The 15,008-nt window shown below is 70.8% G+C and carries 11 protein-coding genes; 2 read left to right on the top strand and 9 right to left on the bottom strand.

Annotated features, from left to right (window positions below; translation table 11 throughout):
* Positions 1-48 precede the first annotated feature (48 nt).
* From AB0E78_RS16015 to rsmI, 9 genes are all read right to left on the bottom strand, one after another.
* Complete coding sequence (locus AB0E78_RS16015) at positions 49-1,926, bottom strand: PQQ-binding-like beta-propeller repeat protein (protein WP_361832510.1); 1,878 nt, start codon at positions 1,924-1,926, stop codon at positions 49-51.
* Positions 1,927-2,072: 146 nt separating this feature from the next.
* Complete coding sequence (locus tag AB0E78_RS16010; RefSeq protein WP_361832508.1) at positions 2,073-3,896, bottom strand: ABC-F family ATP-binding cassette domain-containing protein; 1,824 nt, start codon at positions 3,894-3,896, stop codon at positions 2,073-2,075.
* 110 nt (positions 3,897-4,006) lie between these two features.
* The gene (locus AB0E78_RS16005; RefSeq protein ID WP_361832506.1) at positions 4,007-5,371 is read right to left on the bottom strand and encodes an acyltransferase; all 1,365 of its coding nucleotides are present in this window, start codon (positions 5,369-5,371) and stop codon (positions 4,007-4,009) included.
* Positions 5,372-5,474: 103 nt separating this feature from the next.
* A complete protein-coding gene (locus AB0E78_RS16000) occupies positions 5,475-6,362 on the bottom strand; it encodes a 4-(cytidine 5'-diphospho)-2-C-methyl-D-erythritol kinase (RefSeq protein WP_361832504.1) in 888 nt (295 codons plus the stop codon).
* The gene (gene rsmA / locus AB0E78_RS15995; RefSeq protein WP_361832502.1) at positions 6,359-7,228 is read right to left on the bottom strand and encodes a 16S rRNA (adenine(1518)-N(6)/adenine(1519)-N(6))-dimethyltransferase RsmA; all 870 of its coding nucleotides are present in this window, start codon (positions 7,226-7,228) and stop codon (positions 6,359-6,361) included. The genes AB0E78_RS16000 and rsmA overlap by 4 nt, the downstream gene beginning before the upstream one ends.
* Before the next feature lie 164 nt (positions 7,229-7,392).
* A complete protein-coding gene (locus AB0E78_RS15990; protein ID WP_361832500.1) occupies positions 7,393-8,760 on the bottom strand; it encodes a ubiquitin-like domain-containing protein in 1,368 nt (455 codons plus the stop codon).
* A 151-nt stretch (positions 8,761-8,911) separates the two neighbouring features.
* Positions 8,912-9,802 carry a TatD family hydrolase gene (locus tag AB0E78_RS15985; protein ID WP_361832498.1) on the bottom strand — a complete coding sequence of 297 codons (891 nt, stop codon included), beginning with the start codon at positions 9,800-9,802 and terminating at the stop codon, positions 8,912-8,914.
* Between the two features lie 24 nt (positions 9,803-9,826).
* Positions 9,827-10,165, bottom strand: a complete 339-nt coding sequence (locus AB0E78_RS15980; protein ID WP_361832818.1) for a hypothetical protein — start codon at positions 10,163-10,165, stop codon at positions 9,827-9,829.
* A gap of 297 nt (positions 10,166-10,462) precedes the next feature.
* A complete protein-coding gene (gene rsmI / locus AB0E78_RS15975; RefSeq protein WP_361832496.1) occupies positions 10,463-11,374 on the bottom strand; it encodes a 16S rRNA (cytidine(1402)-2'-O)-methyltransferase in 912 nt (303 codons plus the stop codon).
* A 74-nt stretch (positions 11,375-11,448) separates the two neighbouring features.
* Here rsmI and AB0E78_RS15970 point away from each other — a divergent pair, with 74 nt between their 5' ends.
* Both AB0E78_RS15970 and AB0E78_RS15965 read left to right on the top strand, forming a co-directional pair.
* A complete protein-coding gene (locus AB0E78_RS15970) occupies positions 11,449-13,197 on the top strand; it encodes a phospholipid carrier-dependent glycosyltransferase (RefSeq protein ID WP_361832494.1) in 1,749 nt (582 codons plus the stop codon).
* A gap of 133 nt (positions 13,198-13,330) precedes the next feature.
* Positions 13,331-14,962: a penicillin-binding transpeptidase domain-containing protein gene (locus tag AB0E78_RS15965; protein ID WP_361832492.1), complete on the top strand. Its 1,632-nt coding sequence runs from the start codon at positions 13,331-13,333 to the stop codon at positions 14,960-14,962.
* Positions 14,963-15,008 lie beyond the last annotated feature (46 nt).

Raw genomic sequence — 15,008 nt, 5'->3', positions numbered from 1 at the left:
CGAGAGATGAACTGAGCGACGAGGGGGGCTGGTTGCCCGACGGAGAAGTCACTTGCCGTAGGCCAGCATCAGCTTCTCCTGGCCCTTCGCGCTGCCCGAGAGCCGCGTGGTGGAGATGTAGAAACGGCCGTCCACGTAGTCGATGTCCTTCGAGAAGAAGCCGCTCTCGATCTCAGCGGTCCCCGCGGGGTTCTTCAGGAGGGTCTTCGGCTTGTGCGAACCCGCGAGCGGGATCGAGACGACCTGGCCGCCCGCGTCGTACGAAGGCGTGACGTAGGCGATGAGGGAGCCGTCCTCGACCTTCATCGGCAGCATCGATTCCTCAAGCGGGGACTTCACGCGCCAGGCCTCCTTGCCGGTGGCCAGGCTGATCGCCACGACCTCGTTGGCACCGGAGGTCGCCTCGGTCGGCAGGTAGAGGTTCTTGTCGTCGGTCGTCGCGCCCAGGCAGCCCTGCAGGCTGCCGCCGAGGAACGTCGAACCGCCGCACTCAGGCGCGAACTTCTCGTCGACGCCGACATTGGAGCGGGTGTCGCTGCTGTTGGGCTTCAGCGTGGTGATCATCCACTGCTTCTTGTCCTCATTGGTGAGGTAGACGATCGTCGGGCTCTCGGAGTAGATCCGCCCGATCCGCCAGCCCTTGTCGAACTTCTTCGTCCACACCGCGTCGCCGGTCTTGGGGTCGATCTGCTGGAGCTCGTCGTGCTCGGTGGGCGAGCTCGCCCCGCAGGAGTAGGCGACGAGCATCTTCTTGCCACCGGTGAAGCCGCTCGGGAAGCAGGTGCCCGGGTCCTTCTTGTCGGCGACGAAGAGCTCCTTGCCGTCGCTCATCCGCAGCGCCGTGCCGGACTGGGAGCGGCCGACCATCAGCGTGTCGCCGGTGATGGAGAGGTCGGTGCTGAGGGACATGTCGAAAAGCCCCTCCTCCTTGACCGGCTTCGTCCAGCCCTTACTGCCGTCCGTCAGGTCGACGACCTGCACCTGGTTGCACTTGGCGTCGTCCTTCTGGCCGTCCTTGTACGCGACGACGATCTTGTTGTCCTTGGTGACCTGCGGGGTCGTGCCACAGATCTTCTGCGGGAACTTGATCGTCGGCCAGGCACTGTCGCCCGTCTTGACCTTGGAGGCGCTGATCTCCTTGTACGCCGCCTTGATGACGACGTCTCCCTGGACCCACATGCCGTTGGCGTCGGCGCCGGAGCCGGGCACCTTGGGTGCTTCCTTGTACATGAGCACCTTGGACTCGCCCGGCTGGCGGCCCGCGTTGAGGTCCTCCGTCTGCTCGCCCCCGTCGCCCTTGCCGTCGCCCGGGTTGACCGGCGCGGAGTCGCTGGCCTTGGGCTTGTCGCTCTTGTCCGCGACGGGCTTCTTCTTGCCGCCGTCGTCACCGCCGACGACCGCCCAGGCGACGCCGCCGATGACCAGCGCCGCGGCGGCCACGGCCGCCACGATCAGGCCGGGCTTGCCCTTGAAGGGGTTCTTGCCGCCGCCACCGGCCGGCGGGGTGCCGGGCATGCCGGGGCCGCCGGGGAACTGCTGCTGCGGGTACCCGTACTGGGGCTGCTGGCCGTAGGGGCCCGGCTGGCCGGGCTGCGTGGGCTGGCCGTAGGGGCCCGGCTGGCCGGGCTGCGTGGGCTGGCCGTAGGGACCGGGCTGGTTGTACGGTCCGGGCTGGCCGGGCTGCTGCGGGTAGCCGTAACCGGGCTGGGGCGCGGGCGGAGTCTGCGGGTAGCCGTAACCGGGCTGCGGCGCGGGCGGCAGAGTCTGCGGTGCTCCCGTCGGCGGAGCCGGCGGCTGGCCGGGCATCTGCGGCGGCTGGCCCGGCGGTTGCGGTGGCTGGCCCGGTGGCTGCGACGCGGATCCCTGCTGTGGATCCTGCGGAGCTCCGAAACCGCCGGCCGGCGGCTGGTTGGGCGGCTGAGTCATCAGCGCTTCCCCCTTCACTGATTTTTCGGCACGCCAAGTGGTGCTCAGGCCGACCTTTCTATCACTTTGAGCCCCTCGCACAACTGACCGGTCCGCCCCCTGTTCCCAAGGGAGGACCGGCCCGTGATGCGTCCGTTACGAGACCTCTACGCGCTCTCCGCCAGCTCCAGCCAGCGCATCTCCAACTCGTCGCGTTCGCTGACGAGTTCACGCAGCTCGGCGTCCAATTTGGCCACCTTTCCGAAGTCGGTGGCGTTATCGGCGATTTGAGCGTGGAGCCAGGTTTCCTTCGTGGACATCTTGTCCAGCTGCCGCTCGATCTTCTGGAGTTCCTTCTTCGCGGCGCGGGCGTCGGCGGAGGAGACGGTCTTCTGCGGGGCGGCGGCCGGTTCGGCGGACGCGGGGGCGAGGGGGGCCGCGGGGGCACCGGACGCCGCCATCCGCTTGCGCCGCTCCAGGTATTCGTCGATGCCGCGCGGCAGCATCCGCATCGTGGCGTCGCCGAGCAGCGCGAACACCTTGTCGGTGGTGCGCTCCAGGAAGAACCGGTCGTGGGAGATCACGACCATCGACCCCGGCCAGCTGTCGAGGACGTCCTCGAGCTGCGTCAGGGTCTCGATGTCGAGGTCGTTCGTCGGCTCGTCGAGGAAGAGGACGTTCGGCTCGTCCATCAGGAGCCGCAGCAGCTGGAGCCGCCGCCGCTCGCCACCGGACAGATCACCGACGGGCGTCCACTGCTTCTCCTTGTTGAAGCCGAACGTCTCGCAGAGCTGCCCGGCGGTCATCTCCCGGCCCTTGCCGAGGTCGACCCGCTCGCGCACCTGCTGCACGGCCTGCAACACCCGCAGTGTCGGGGAGAGTTCGGCGACTTCCTGCGAGAGGTAGGCCAGCTTCACGGTCTTGCCGACCACGACGCGCCCCGCCGCGGGCTGTACGTCGCCGTCGGAGCGCTGTGCCTCGGCCATCGCCCGCAGGAGCGAGGTCTTGCCCGCGCCGTTGACGCCGACCAGGCCGATGCGGTCGCCGGGGCCGAGCTGCCAGGTCAGGTGCTTGAGGAGCAGCTTGGGTCCGGCCTGGACGGACACGTCCTCCAGGTCGAAGACGGTCTTGCCGAGCCGGGTCGTGGCGAACTTCATCAGCTCGCTGCTGTCCCGGGGCGGCGGCACGTCGGCGATGAGTTCGTTGGCGGCCTCGATGCGATAGCGCGGCTTGCTGGTGCGGGCGGGGGCGCCGCGCCGCAGCCAGGCGAGCTCCTTGCGCATCAGGTTCTTGCGCTTGGTCTCCTCGGTGGCCGCGATGCGCTCACGCTCGGCACGCGCGAAGACGTAGTCGGAGTAGCCGCCCTCGTACTCGAAGACGGACCCGCCCTGTACGTCCCACATGCGGGTGCACACCTGGTCGAGGAACCAGCGGTCGTGCGTGACGCAGACGAGCGCCGAGCGCCGCGTCCGCAGGTGCTCGGCGAGCCAGGCGATGCCCTCGACGTCGAGGTGGTTGGTGGGCTCGTCGAGCACGATCAGGTCGGGCTCGCCGATGAGCAGCTTCGCCAGGGCGATACGGCGGCGCTCGCCACCGGAGAGCGGCGCGATGACGGTGTCGAGCCCCTGCGGGAACCCCGGCATGTCGAGACCGCCGAACAGACCGGTCAGCACGTCGCGGATCTTGGCGTTGCCCGCCCACTCGTGGTCGGCGAGGTCACCGATGACCTCGTGCCGGACGGTGGCCTCGGGGTCGAGCGAGTCGTGCTGGGTCAGCACGCCGAGCTGCAGCCCGCCGTTGTGCGTGACCCGCCCGGTGTCGGCCTCCTCCAGCTTGGCGAGCATCCGGATGAGGGTCGTCTTCCCGTCTCCGTTGCGCCCCACGACGCCGATCCGGTCCCCCTCGGACACGCCGAGGGAGACACCGTCGAGCAGGGCACGGGTGCCGTACACCTTGCTGACTACCTCGACATTGACCAGGTTGACGGCCATTAACGCTCCAGGGAAGGGGATCGATCGGCCTCCAGCGTAGTCGGAGGGAGCGGCCACCGGCCCGGCGGCCGGTCAGGGCCCCGGATCAGCCCCGCCCGGCCCACCGGTGATCAGCGGCGCGCACCCACGGGGAGCGCGCCCGCGCCCCGGCCCGCCCGCTCGACCAGCAGCCACCCGGCCAGTGCCATCCCCACCGCCACCGGCGCCGTCACGCGTACGGCGACCAGCATCGCCGTACGCCCCTCAAGCAGCCCTCCGAACCCGACCATCGAGAGGCCGAGCACCCCGAAGAGGCAGAGCGTGACACCCACCGCCGCCGCGGGACCGGAGGCCGCGCCCGCAGCCGCCGTCGGCTCCCGCGTCGCCACCGGCTTTTCGAAGCGGCGGAATGCCGCGACCAGCAGCGCGGTGAGCACCGCGGCCGCCGCCATCCGCAGCGGAACCCGCGCCCACCACGCCCCGGTCGCGGGCTCCGGCAGCGGCACGTCCGCGGCGATCAGCACCCCGTACACCCCGAGCATCGCCGTCAGGTGCCAGAGGAACGCCGTCATCGAGACGCCGTTCGCCGCCACCACGCCCCGCCACACCCGGGGCCGCGCGAGCCAGCGCGCCGCGGGCCCCCGCAGCAGCTCCACGGCGCCCACCAGCCACATCCCGTGGCAGAGCAGCGCGAAGGTGGGCGGGGCCATGTTCGAGACGCGCTCGCCGGGCATGCCCACCATCGAGAGGGGATACGGGCCGAGGGCCACCAGGGCCGCGGCCCCCGCGAGCCCCGCCACGGCCAGCGCGGCGGGCACCCGAAGCCGGCCGTCCGCCCGCAGGAAGCCGAGCTGATGCACGGCGAGCCACACGAAGGCGAAGTTCAGGAACTCGACGTACGGGACGCCGAAGGCGAAGCGCGCCACGTCCACGGCTCCCGCGGCGAGCACGAGAGCGCCGAACGCGCCCCAGCCGTACCGCTCGTGGAGTGCGAGGAGCGGCGGTGTGAACGCCACCATCGCCAGGTAGATGCCGATGAACCACAGCGGCTGGGCCACCAGCCGCAGCGTCACGTCCAGCAACGCCCCGCCCTCGCCGAGGAGTTGGACGGCCAGAGCGGCGAAGCCCCACACCCCTATGAAGACCATCGTCGGCCGCAGCAGCCGCTGCAGCCGTGCCCGCAGGAACGCCGAGTAGACCGAGCCGCCGCCCTCCGGGGCCTTCCGGCTCAGGGAGCGGTACGACAGGGCGTGCGAGAAGCCGCCGACGAAGAAGAACACCGGCATGATCTGCAGCGCCCAGGTGAGGAGCTGCAGGCCGGGCACGACGGCGAGGAGGTTGCCGACCTCGGTGCGGCCGTCGTCCCCGACGGTCACGGTCGCCATCAGCCAGTGGCCGATCACGACCGTGCCGAGTGAGGCGACCCGCAGCAGGTCGATGTACCGGTCGCGCCCGGTGGGCGTCTTCTCGGACAGTTCACGCACGCTTGATGCCATGTACGTACGGTCGCGCGCACCGCATGGCCCGCGTCAGCGCGCACGTACTCAGATCGGCGCCTGAGTACGCACTCCGCCAAAGCCGCTCCAGCCGCTCCAGCCGCTAAAGGACCGTCGCGCCCGGGGCCGGGGAGGCCGCCACCCGTGCCGTGCGGCAGGTGCCGGAGGCCGTCAGCGCTTCGGCGACCCGTCGCGCGGATCCGGCGTCCGCGGCGAGGAACGCCGTGGTGGGTCCGGAGCCGGAGACAAGCGCGGCCAGGGCGCCCGCCTCCGTGCCCGCGGCGAGGGTCTCGGCGAGCGAGGGGAACAGCGAGAGGGCCGCGGGCTGGAGGTCATTGGTGACGGCACCGGCGAGAGTCGTGGCGTCGCCCTCGCGCAGGGCGTCGAGCAGCGCCGGGGACGCCTCGGGGGCGGGGGCGACCGGGGTCAGCCGGTCGAACTCGCGGTAGACAGCGGGCGTGGAGAGCCCTCCGTCGGCGACGGCGAACACCCAGTGGAAGTCCCCGCCGACCTCCAGCGGCTCCAGCTTCTCGCCGCGCCCCGTGCCGAGCGCCGCCCCGCCCACCAGGCTGAACGGCACGTCGCTGCCCAACTCGGCGCAGATGTCGAGGAGTTCACCCTGCGAGGCACCAATCCCCCACAGCGCGTCACACGCCACGAGCGCGCCCGCGCCGTCCGCGCTGCCGCCGGCCATGCCGCCCGCGACGGGGATGTCCTTGGCGATGTGGATGTGCACGTCGGCGCTGCACCCATGCCGCTCGGCAAGGAGTTCGGCCGCCCGCGCCGCCAGGTTCGTGCGGTCCAGGGGCACTTGGTCGGCGCCGGGCCCGGAGCAGGTCACGCGCAGCTGCTCGGCGGGCGTCACGGTGACCTCGTCGTACAGCCCCACGGCGAGGAAGACATTGGCGAGGTCATGGAACCCGTCGGGGCGCGCGGCACCCACGGCGAGCTGCACGTTCACCTTCGCGGGAACCCGTACGGTGACGCTCACGCGCCCGCTCCCTTGTGCTCGGCGATGCGCGCGAACTCCTCCACGGTGAGCGCCTCGCCGCGGGCCTGCGGCGAGACCTCCGCGGCGACGAGGGCCGCCTCCGCGGCTGCCGCCGAGCCCGCCCATCCGGCGAGGGCGGCGCGCAGAGTCTTGCGGCGCTGGGCGAAGGCGGCGTCGACGACGGCGAAGACTTCCTTCTTCGACGCGGTGGTCTTCACGGGCTCGGCGCGCCGCACGAGCGAGACGAGGCCGGAGTCGACGTTCGGCGCGGGCCAGAAGACGTTGCGCCCGATGGAACCGGCGCGCTTCACGTCGGCGTACCAGTTCGCCTTCACGGACGGCACTCCGTACACCTTCGAGCCCGGATCGGCGGCGAGGCGGTCGGCGACCTCGGCCTGCACCATCACGAGCGTGCGCTCGATGCTGGGGAAGGTGTCGAGCATGTGCAGCAGGACCGGCACGGCCACGTTGTACGGAAGGTTGGCGACCAGCGCGGTCGGGGCGGGGCCCGGCAGCTCGCGTACGAGCATGGCGTCGCTGTGCACCAGGGCGAAGGATCCGGCCTTCGCCGGGAGCCTGGCCTCGATGGTCGCGGGAAGCGCCGCGGCCAGCGTGTCGTCGATCTCGACCGCCACGACGCGGTCCGCGGTGTCGAGCAGCGCGAGGGTCAGCGAGCCGAGCCCCGGGCCGACCTCGACGACCACGTCCTGCGGGCCGACGTCCGCGGTGCGGACGATGCGGCGGACGGTGTTGGCGTCGATGACGAAATTCTGGCCGCGCTGCTTGGTCGGGCGTACGCCCAGGGCAGCGGCCAGTTCGCGGATGTCGGCGGCGCCGAGGAGGCTGCCGGGCTCAGTGTTGCTCACCGCACCAGGTTACGGGGCCTGGCCCCTGGGCCTTCACCAGTGTGCTGCCGGTGCCCCGCGGCCTCGCCTGCCCGAACGGGCCTCCCCACCCGATTGCCCCGCGGCCACCACCGAGGGGACGTACCGCACCCACACACGGACCCGAACCGCAGAACGCACGCCCCCTAAAGCCGCCCCCCGCAATGCGGCCACGGGCTGGCCCCCCGCTGTACGTACAGCTTCTTCGCTCGGAGCGTCTGTTCGCCTGCCGACGCGTCCTGGGGGCGGCCGGAGCCGCCCAGGGCATGCCAGGTCCGCGTGTCGAACTGGTACAGCCCCCCGTACGTCCCCGAGGCGTCCACCGCGTTCGGCCGGCCGCCCGACTCGCAGTGGGCCAGCGAGCCCCAGTTCAGCCCCTCCGCACCCGCCACCGATTCCGGACGCTGCTTCGTGCCGACCTTCACGATCTGCGTCTGCGGCTCCCGTACGACCTCGGACCGAAGCCGCCGCGGCTTCTGCTTGACGCCGTTGACCGTGCGCAGCGCGTACGTCACCCGCCGGGTCCCCTGGTGCCCCTGCCGCTCCACGACCTCCGTACCGGCGAACAGCGAGGCGTCGTGCGTCCGCCGCACCTCGAACGGGATCGGCTCGTCCCGCACCTCCTTGTGCCCGGAGATCCGCATGACGGTGATCGTCTGCCCGTCGCGCGGGAAGCTGCCGGGCGCGACGGAGGTCGTGTCCTGGCCGTTCAGGGTGATCCCGGACTCCTCGATCGCCTCCCGCACCGTCGCCGCGTTCGTACGGAGGGTCCGCTCACGCCCGTCCGCCATGATCGTCACGGTGCGCTCGGTCCGTACGTCGAGGTCGAGGCCGTGCCGTTCGATGCGCTTGCTCCGCGACGCGGACAGGTAGGCGCCCTCGGCCCGCACCCCGAGCTGCCGCAGCGCCCCGTCCACCGTGCGCGCCGTCGTCCACACCTCGCGCCGCTGCCCGTCGAGGGTGAGCTTGACCGGCCGGCCGTAGCGGACGGCGATCTCGTCGCCGCTGGCCAGGGCCGTGCCCGCGGTCGGCGCCACGATGTCGTGCGTGCCGAAGTCCACACCCTCGTCCTCCAGCAGCTCGCCGACGTCGTCCGCGAAGGTGTGCAGGGTGCGGGACTCGCCGTCGACAGTCAGCTGCACGGCCTTGTCGTTGGCGACGAAGGCGGAGGTGCCGCCCGCGAGGAAGGCGACGACCAGCGCCTGCGGCAGCAGCCGCCGCAGCGAGTCGGGCCGCTGCGACGAAGCGGCCCGCGACTTCGGCCCGGGCTTCCCCGCCGGCTTGGGCTTCGTCTTCTTGCGCCGGGCGGCCCGCCGCGCCTCGGCCCGCCCCCCGTCGGGCAGGACGGGTCCGGTGGCCTGCCGGGGGAAGTACTCCCCGGTCTCGGTGTCGGCCTCGGGCCCGTACCCGTACTCGGGCCCGAACCCGTCCCCGGCCCCGTACTCGGGCCCGGGCTCCGGCTCATAGGTCGTGCCGCCCCCATAAGACGTCTCGTACTGCGGCGCATGACTCACGACGATGCTCCAGCGTTCTCGTTCTGGTCCGGATCGTCCGGATCGGGCGAGGCGGACCAGAACCTAGCGGAGCAACCGTCACTCTCCAAAGCAGCACGACTACACAGTGTGGTGGTGCTGCCCTGAAGAACGGGGGTATGGGCGTTATCGGTCAGTAATCAAACGCGCGCGCCGTGTTGGCCGAGATCGCCTCGGCCATGGCGTCCTCGCCGATGCCCCGCACCGCGGCCATGGCCCGCAATGTGACCGGAATGAGATACGGCGCGTTAGGCCGTCCGCGGTAGGGAGCGGGCGTGAGGAAGGGCGCGTCGGTCTCCACGAGGACCAGTTCGAGGGGAGCGACGGCCAGCGCGTCCCGCAGTCCCTGCGCGTTCTTGAACGTGACGTTGCCCGCGAAGGACATGAAGTAGCCGTGCTCCGCGCAGACTTGGGCCATCGCCGCGTCGCCCGAGTAGCAGTGGAAGACGGTGCGCTCCGGGGCGCCCTCCTCCTTCAGGATCCGCAGCACATCTTCGTGGGCCTCGCGATCGTGGATGACCAGGGCCTTGCCGTGCCGCTTGGCGATCTCGATGTGCGCGCGGAAGGACCGCTCCTGGGCGGATTTTCCCCCGGGCCCGGTGCGGAAGTAGTCGAGCCCGGTCTCGCCCACGCCCTTGACCTGCGGCAGCGCGGCCAGGGCGTCGATCTCGGCGAGCGCGGCGTCCAGCGCCTCGTCACCGCCGGCGACGCGCGCGCCCTGCCGGGACCAGCCGTCGGGATCGCCGTGCACGATGCGCGGCGCCTCGTTGGGATGCAGGGCGACGGTGGCGTGCACGCTCCCGTACGCGGCGGCCGTCTCCGCGGCCCAGCGCGAACCGGCCACGTCACAGCCCACCTGCACGACCGTCGTCACCCCCACCGCCGCGGCCTTGGCGAGCCCCTCCTCGGCCGTCCCCGACTGCATGTCGAGGTGGGTGTGGGAGTCGGCGACCGCCACCCGAAGGGCTTCGGGCAGCGGCGGCGCGTCGTTCTTGGCATCGGCGTCTTCAGGAGTGGAAGGCATGCCCCCGATCCTACGAAGGCGGCGTCATCCCGCCTTGCGGTGGTGGAAGGGATGCAGCAGCGCCGACAGATGCCAGTGGTGGTGCTTGCGCTCAGGGGCATCCGCCGCCCCGGCCCCGGCCTCGTCCCCCGCCGCTGCCACCGCTCGCGGTGCGTGATGCCGCTGCATCAGGTCGAGCACCGACGACACCTGTCCGGCCCGCATGATCCGTACGACATGCCCGCCGCAGTTCAGGCACGTCGGCCGGGTCAGGGGCGACGGCACGCGCTGGCCGTTCGCCACGTACGTCACGAATTCCTTGCCCTCGCCGTCCACGTGATGCTCGATGTCGTACGACTGCTCCCAGCCGTGCCCGCACCGCATACAGGCGAAGGCGTAAGACTCATGAACGGTGTTTGCCGCGTTGATTGCGTTTATCGCGTCGGACGCCGTGGTGTGGTGACCGGTGTCGGCGATCTCACTCATGCCAGCTCCTCTTGTCCGCTGGACAAGCGCTGCCGGACCGGGGATTTCCTCCCGGCCGGAAGCGTGGGGACGGGTGCGTCCCCTTTGACCAGTGGACGCCTTTCCCGGAGCGAGCGCATCAGACCTGTCGACAGTTGAAGCCGATTTGGTCTTTCCATAGCCTTCAGGCCCGGCGCGCGGCCCGCGCTTTGCCTTTTACGATAGTCCTTTGCCCTTCGATGGGTCGGTCCGAGCCGCATTCTTTGCTGCGACCACGGCATCGAATACGTCGCGCTTGGGTAGCCCCGCTTCGGCCGCGACGGCGGCAATGGCCTCCTTGCGCCGCTCCCCCGCCTCCTCGCGCACCAGCACCCTGCGCACCAGCTCGTCCGGGCCCAGGTCACCGGGGCTCTTCTCCGGTGCGCCCTCGACGACGACGGTGATCTCACCGCGTACGCCGTCGGCCGCCCATTCGGCGAGTTCCTTCAGCGAACCGCGCTTGACCTCTTCGTAGGTCTTGGTCAGCTCGCGGCAGACGGCGGCCCTGCGTTCGTCGCCGAACGCCTCGGCCATCGCGACGAGGGTGTCGTCGATCCGGTGCGGTGCCTCGAAGTAGACGAGAGTGCGACGGTCCTCGGCCACCTCGCGCAGCCGCGAGAGCCGCTCGCCCGCCTTGCGCGGCAGGAAGCCCTCGAAGCAGAAGCGGTCCACCGGAAGCCCCGAGAGCGCGAGCGCGGTCAGCACGGCGGACGGTCCCGGCACGGCCGTGACCCGGATGTCCTTCTCCACGGCGGCGGCGACGAGGCGGTACCCGGGGTCGGACACCGACGGCATCCCGGCGTCCGTCACGAGCAGCACCCGCGCCCCGCCGACCAGCGCCTCGACCAGCTCGGGCGTCCGCGCGCTCTCGTTGCCCTCGAAGTACGAGACGACCCTTCCGCCCACCTGCACGCCGAGCGCCTGGGTGAGCCTGCGGAGCCGCCGGGTGTCCTCGGCGGCCACCACGTCGGCGGACTCCAGCTCGGTCGCGAGCCGCGGTGGAGCGTCCGCGACGTCGCCGATCGGAGTGCCCGCGAGGACGAGGGTTCCGGGGGACGGGTTTCCGGGGGAATCAGCGCTTCCTGTCACCCGTCCATCCTCGCAGGCGCACGGGTAGGGCCCAGGGACGGGACTCACACAGCCGGGTTCCCTACGATGGCGCGGTGACCAGTACCGCGTCTTCCCCGGACACCCGCCAGGGCCAGGCAGCCGAGGAGCAGCAGCCGTCGTGGCAGCACAGGCTGCGCCGCTTCGGCCATGTGGCGCGTCCCACCCAGCTCACCGCCGATGTCCGGGCCCGGCTCATGCCCGCGTACACCGAACCGAGCCCACGGCTGTGGGCGTCGATCGGCATGCCGAAGCAGAACGCCGATCGACTGGTCAGGTGGTCGGGGTGGATCGGCCCGCTGCTGATCACACTGGTCGCGGGCATCACCCGGTTCTGGAATCTCGGCAGCCCGAAGGCCGTGATATTCGACGAGACGTACTACGCCAAGGACGCCTGGGCGCTGATCCACCGGGGCTTCGAGGTCAACTGGCCCGAGAAGGTCAACGACAGCGTCCTGGACCAGGGATCGGGCATCACGATCCCCACGGACGCCGCGTACGTCGTGCATCCGCCGGTCGGCAAGTACGTCATCGGCATCGGCGAGTGGATCTTCGGCTTCGATCCCTTCGGCTGGCGCTTCATGACGGCGGTGCTCGGCACCCTGTCGGTCCTGATGCTGTGCCGGATCGGCCGGCGGCTGTTCCGCTCGACGTTCCTGGGCTGTCTGGCGGGCGGGCTGCTCGCGGTGGACGGGCTGCACTTCGTGATGAGCCGCACCGCGCTGCTCGACCAGATCCTGATGTTCTTCGTGCTCGCCGCGTTCGGCTGTTTCCTGATCGACCGGGACAAGGCGCGGGAGAAACTCGCGGCCGGTCTGCCGGTGGACGAGGACGGCAGGGTGCGCCCCGACGCGTATGTCGCCGAGACGTTGCGCCTGGGGTGGCGGCCCTGGCGCTGGGCGGCCGGTCTCTGTCTGGGGCTCGCCTTCGGCACCAAGTGGAACGGCCTGTACATCATGGTCTTCTTCTGCTTGATGACCGTCCTGTGGGACGTGGGCAGCCGCCGCGTCGCCGGCGCCGAGCGCCCGTATCTCACGGTCCTGAAGCGGGACGTGTTCCCGGCGTTCGTGTCCACGGTGCCGGTCGCGATCGGCACGTACGTCCTGTCCTGGCTGGGCTGGATCCTCTCCCCGACGGACGGCACGGGCGGCTACTACCGCAACTGGGCGGCGACGGACGGCAAGGGCGGCTCCTGGACGATCCTGCCGGACTGGCTGCGCAGCCTGTGGCACTACGAACACGCGGTCTACGACTTCCATGTGGGGCTCTCGTCGCCGCACACGTACCAGTCGAACCCGTGGAGCTGGATCGTCGACGGCCGCCCCGTCTCGTACTTCTACGAGTCACCGCTGCCCGGCAAGGACGGCTGCCCCTCCGGCACGGCGGAGAAGTGCGCGCGCGAGGTCCTCGCGCTCGGCACCCCGATGCTGTGGTGGGCGGGCGCCTTCGCGCTGCTCTACGTGCTGTGGCGGTGGGTGTTCCGCAGGGACTGGCGCGCGGGCGCCATCGTGTGCGGGATCGCGGCGGGTTATCTGCCGTGGTTCATGTACCAGGAGCGGACGATCTTCTTCTTCTACGCCGTCGTCTTCGTGCCGTTCCTGTGCCTGGCGGTGGCGATGATGATCGGCGCGATGCTCGGCCCGCAGGGGTCGAGTGAGCGGCGGCGGGTCGTGGGGGCCGCGGCCTCGGGCGTCCTGGTGCTGCTGATCCTGTGGAACTTCATCTGGTTCTGGCCCATTTACACCGGCCAGGCCATTCCGATCGATTCCTGGCGGGCCCGAATGCTCCTCGATACATGGGTCTAGACACCTGGTTGTAGAGGGCACCTTGGACACCTTCGGATAACAGCCCTCTCGTATGTCACTTCCTCCCCTTAAAGTCGGGGCAAGCGTCCCTCCCGAATTCATTCGGGAGGGCTCCTGGGGAGGGGAACGCGATATGCACAAAGGGGTAAAAGTCACTCTGGTCGGTGGGGTGTTCGCCGTCATGGTCGGGGGCGCGGGGTACGGCGCGTACAACGTGGTGAACGGCGTGACCGGGGGCGGCGGTTCGTCCGCGTCCGGTCCGCGGACGGTGAAGGCGGGGCCGCCGACGAGCGGCGAGATCCGCGGGACGACGGAGAAGTTCTTCGCCTCGTGGGCCAAGGGCGACGCCGAGCGGGCCGGGGGATACACGAATAACGCGGAAGTGGCCTCGAAGCTTCTGACGGGCTTCCGTGAGGACGCCCACCTGACGAAGGTGAAGCTCACGCCGGGCCGGGCCGCCGGCGCGACCGTGCCGTTCTCCGTCGAGGCCACGGTGTCGTACAAGGGGAAGACCAAGCCCTTCGCGTACGACTCCGAACTGACCGTCGTCCGTGGCGAGACCACCGGTCGCGCGCTCGTCGACTGGGACCCCTCGGTCGTCCACCCGGACCTGAAGAGGGACGACACCCTGGAGACCGGTGAGGCCGCCGCGCCCCCCATTCAGGCCGTCGACCGGCACGGCACGGCCCTGGACAAGAAGGACTTCCCCTCGCTCGGCCCGGTCCTGGACCAGCTGCGCGCCAAGTACGGCGACCAGGTGGGCGGCACACCCGGTGTCGAGCTCTACGTCCGGCACGCGGACGAGGACGCGGGCACCGAGACGCTCCTCACCCTCGCCAAGGGCAAGGCGGGCCGGCTGAGGACGACGCTGAGCGCGTCGGCGCAGCGGGCCGCGGAGAAGGCGGTGGCGCGGCACGCGGACTCCTCGGTGGTCGCCGTGCAGCCGAGCTCCGGCGAGGTGCTCGCGGTCGCCAATCACCGGCAGGACCAGTTCAACGCGGCGCTGAACGGCAAGCTGGCCCCCGGCTCGACGATGAAGATCGTCTCGGCGGCGATGCTCATCGACAAGGGCGTGACGAAGGCGAGCGGCCCCGCGCCCTGCCCGGACACCGCGGTCTGGCAGGGCCGCCGGATCGTCAATCTGCCGGGCCTGGCACCGGACGAGAACGCGACCCTGTCGGACAGTTTCGCGCGGTCCTGCAACACCGCGTTCGTGAAGCTGGTCGACGAGGACGGCGTCACGGACGAGTCCCTCACCGAGGAGGCGCAGAACGGCTTCGGCCTGGGTCTCGACTGGAAGGTGGGCGTCCCCACGAACGACGGCTCCGTCCCGGCGTCCGCGGGCGGTGAGCGCGCCGAGAGCATCATCGGCCAGGGCAAGGTGCTGATGAACCCGCTCAACATGGCGTCGGTCACGGCGACCGCGATCACGGGGGCCTTCCGGCAGCCGGTCATCGTGGACCCGTCCCTGGACGACCGGCAGTTGGCCCAGGCGCACGGTCTGCCCGCGTCCACCGTCCAGCAGTTGCGCCAGATGATGAACCGCACGGCGGTCAGCGGCACCGGCGCCCCGGCCATGTCCGGGCTCAGCGGCAGCATCGGCGCGAAGACCGGCTCGGCGGAGGTCTACGGTCAGGACAAGCCCAACAGCTGGTTCACCGGATACCGCGAGGACGTGGCGGCCGCGGCGGTGGTGGAGAAGGGCGGCCACGGGGGCGACGCGGCCGGCCCTATCGTGGCGGCGGTACTTGCCGCAGGCAGTTGAGACTTGTGGTCGGGGCCTTCATGAAAGCCCCTTAGTGTGAGGCCTT

Origin of the sequence: Streptomyces sp. NPDC032198, from assembly GCF_040636975.1 — a bacterium.
Classification (GTDB): domain Bacteria; phylum Actinomycetota; class Actinomycetes; order Streptomycetales; family Streptomycetaceae; genus Streptomyces.
Note: the sequence above shows the minus strand (reverse complement) of the source record. Positions and strands in the feature narration are given on the sequence as shown.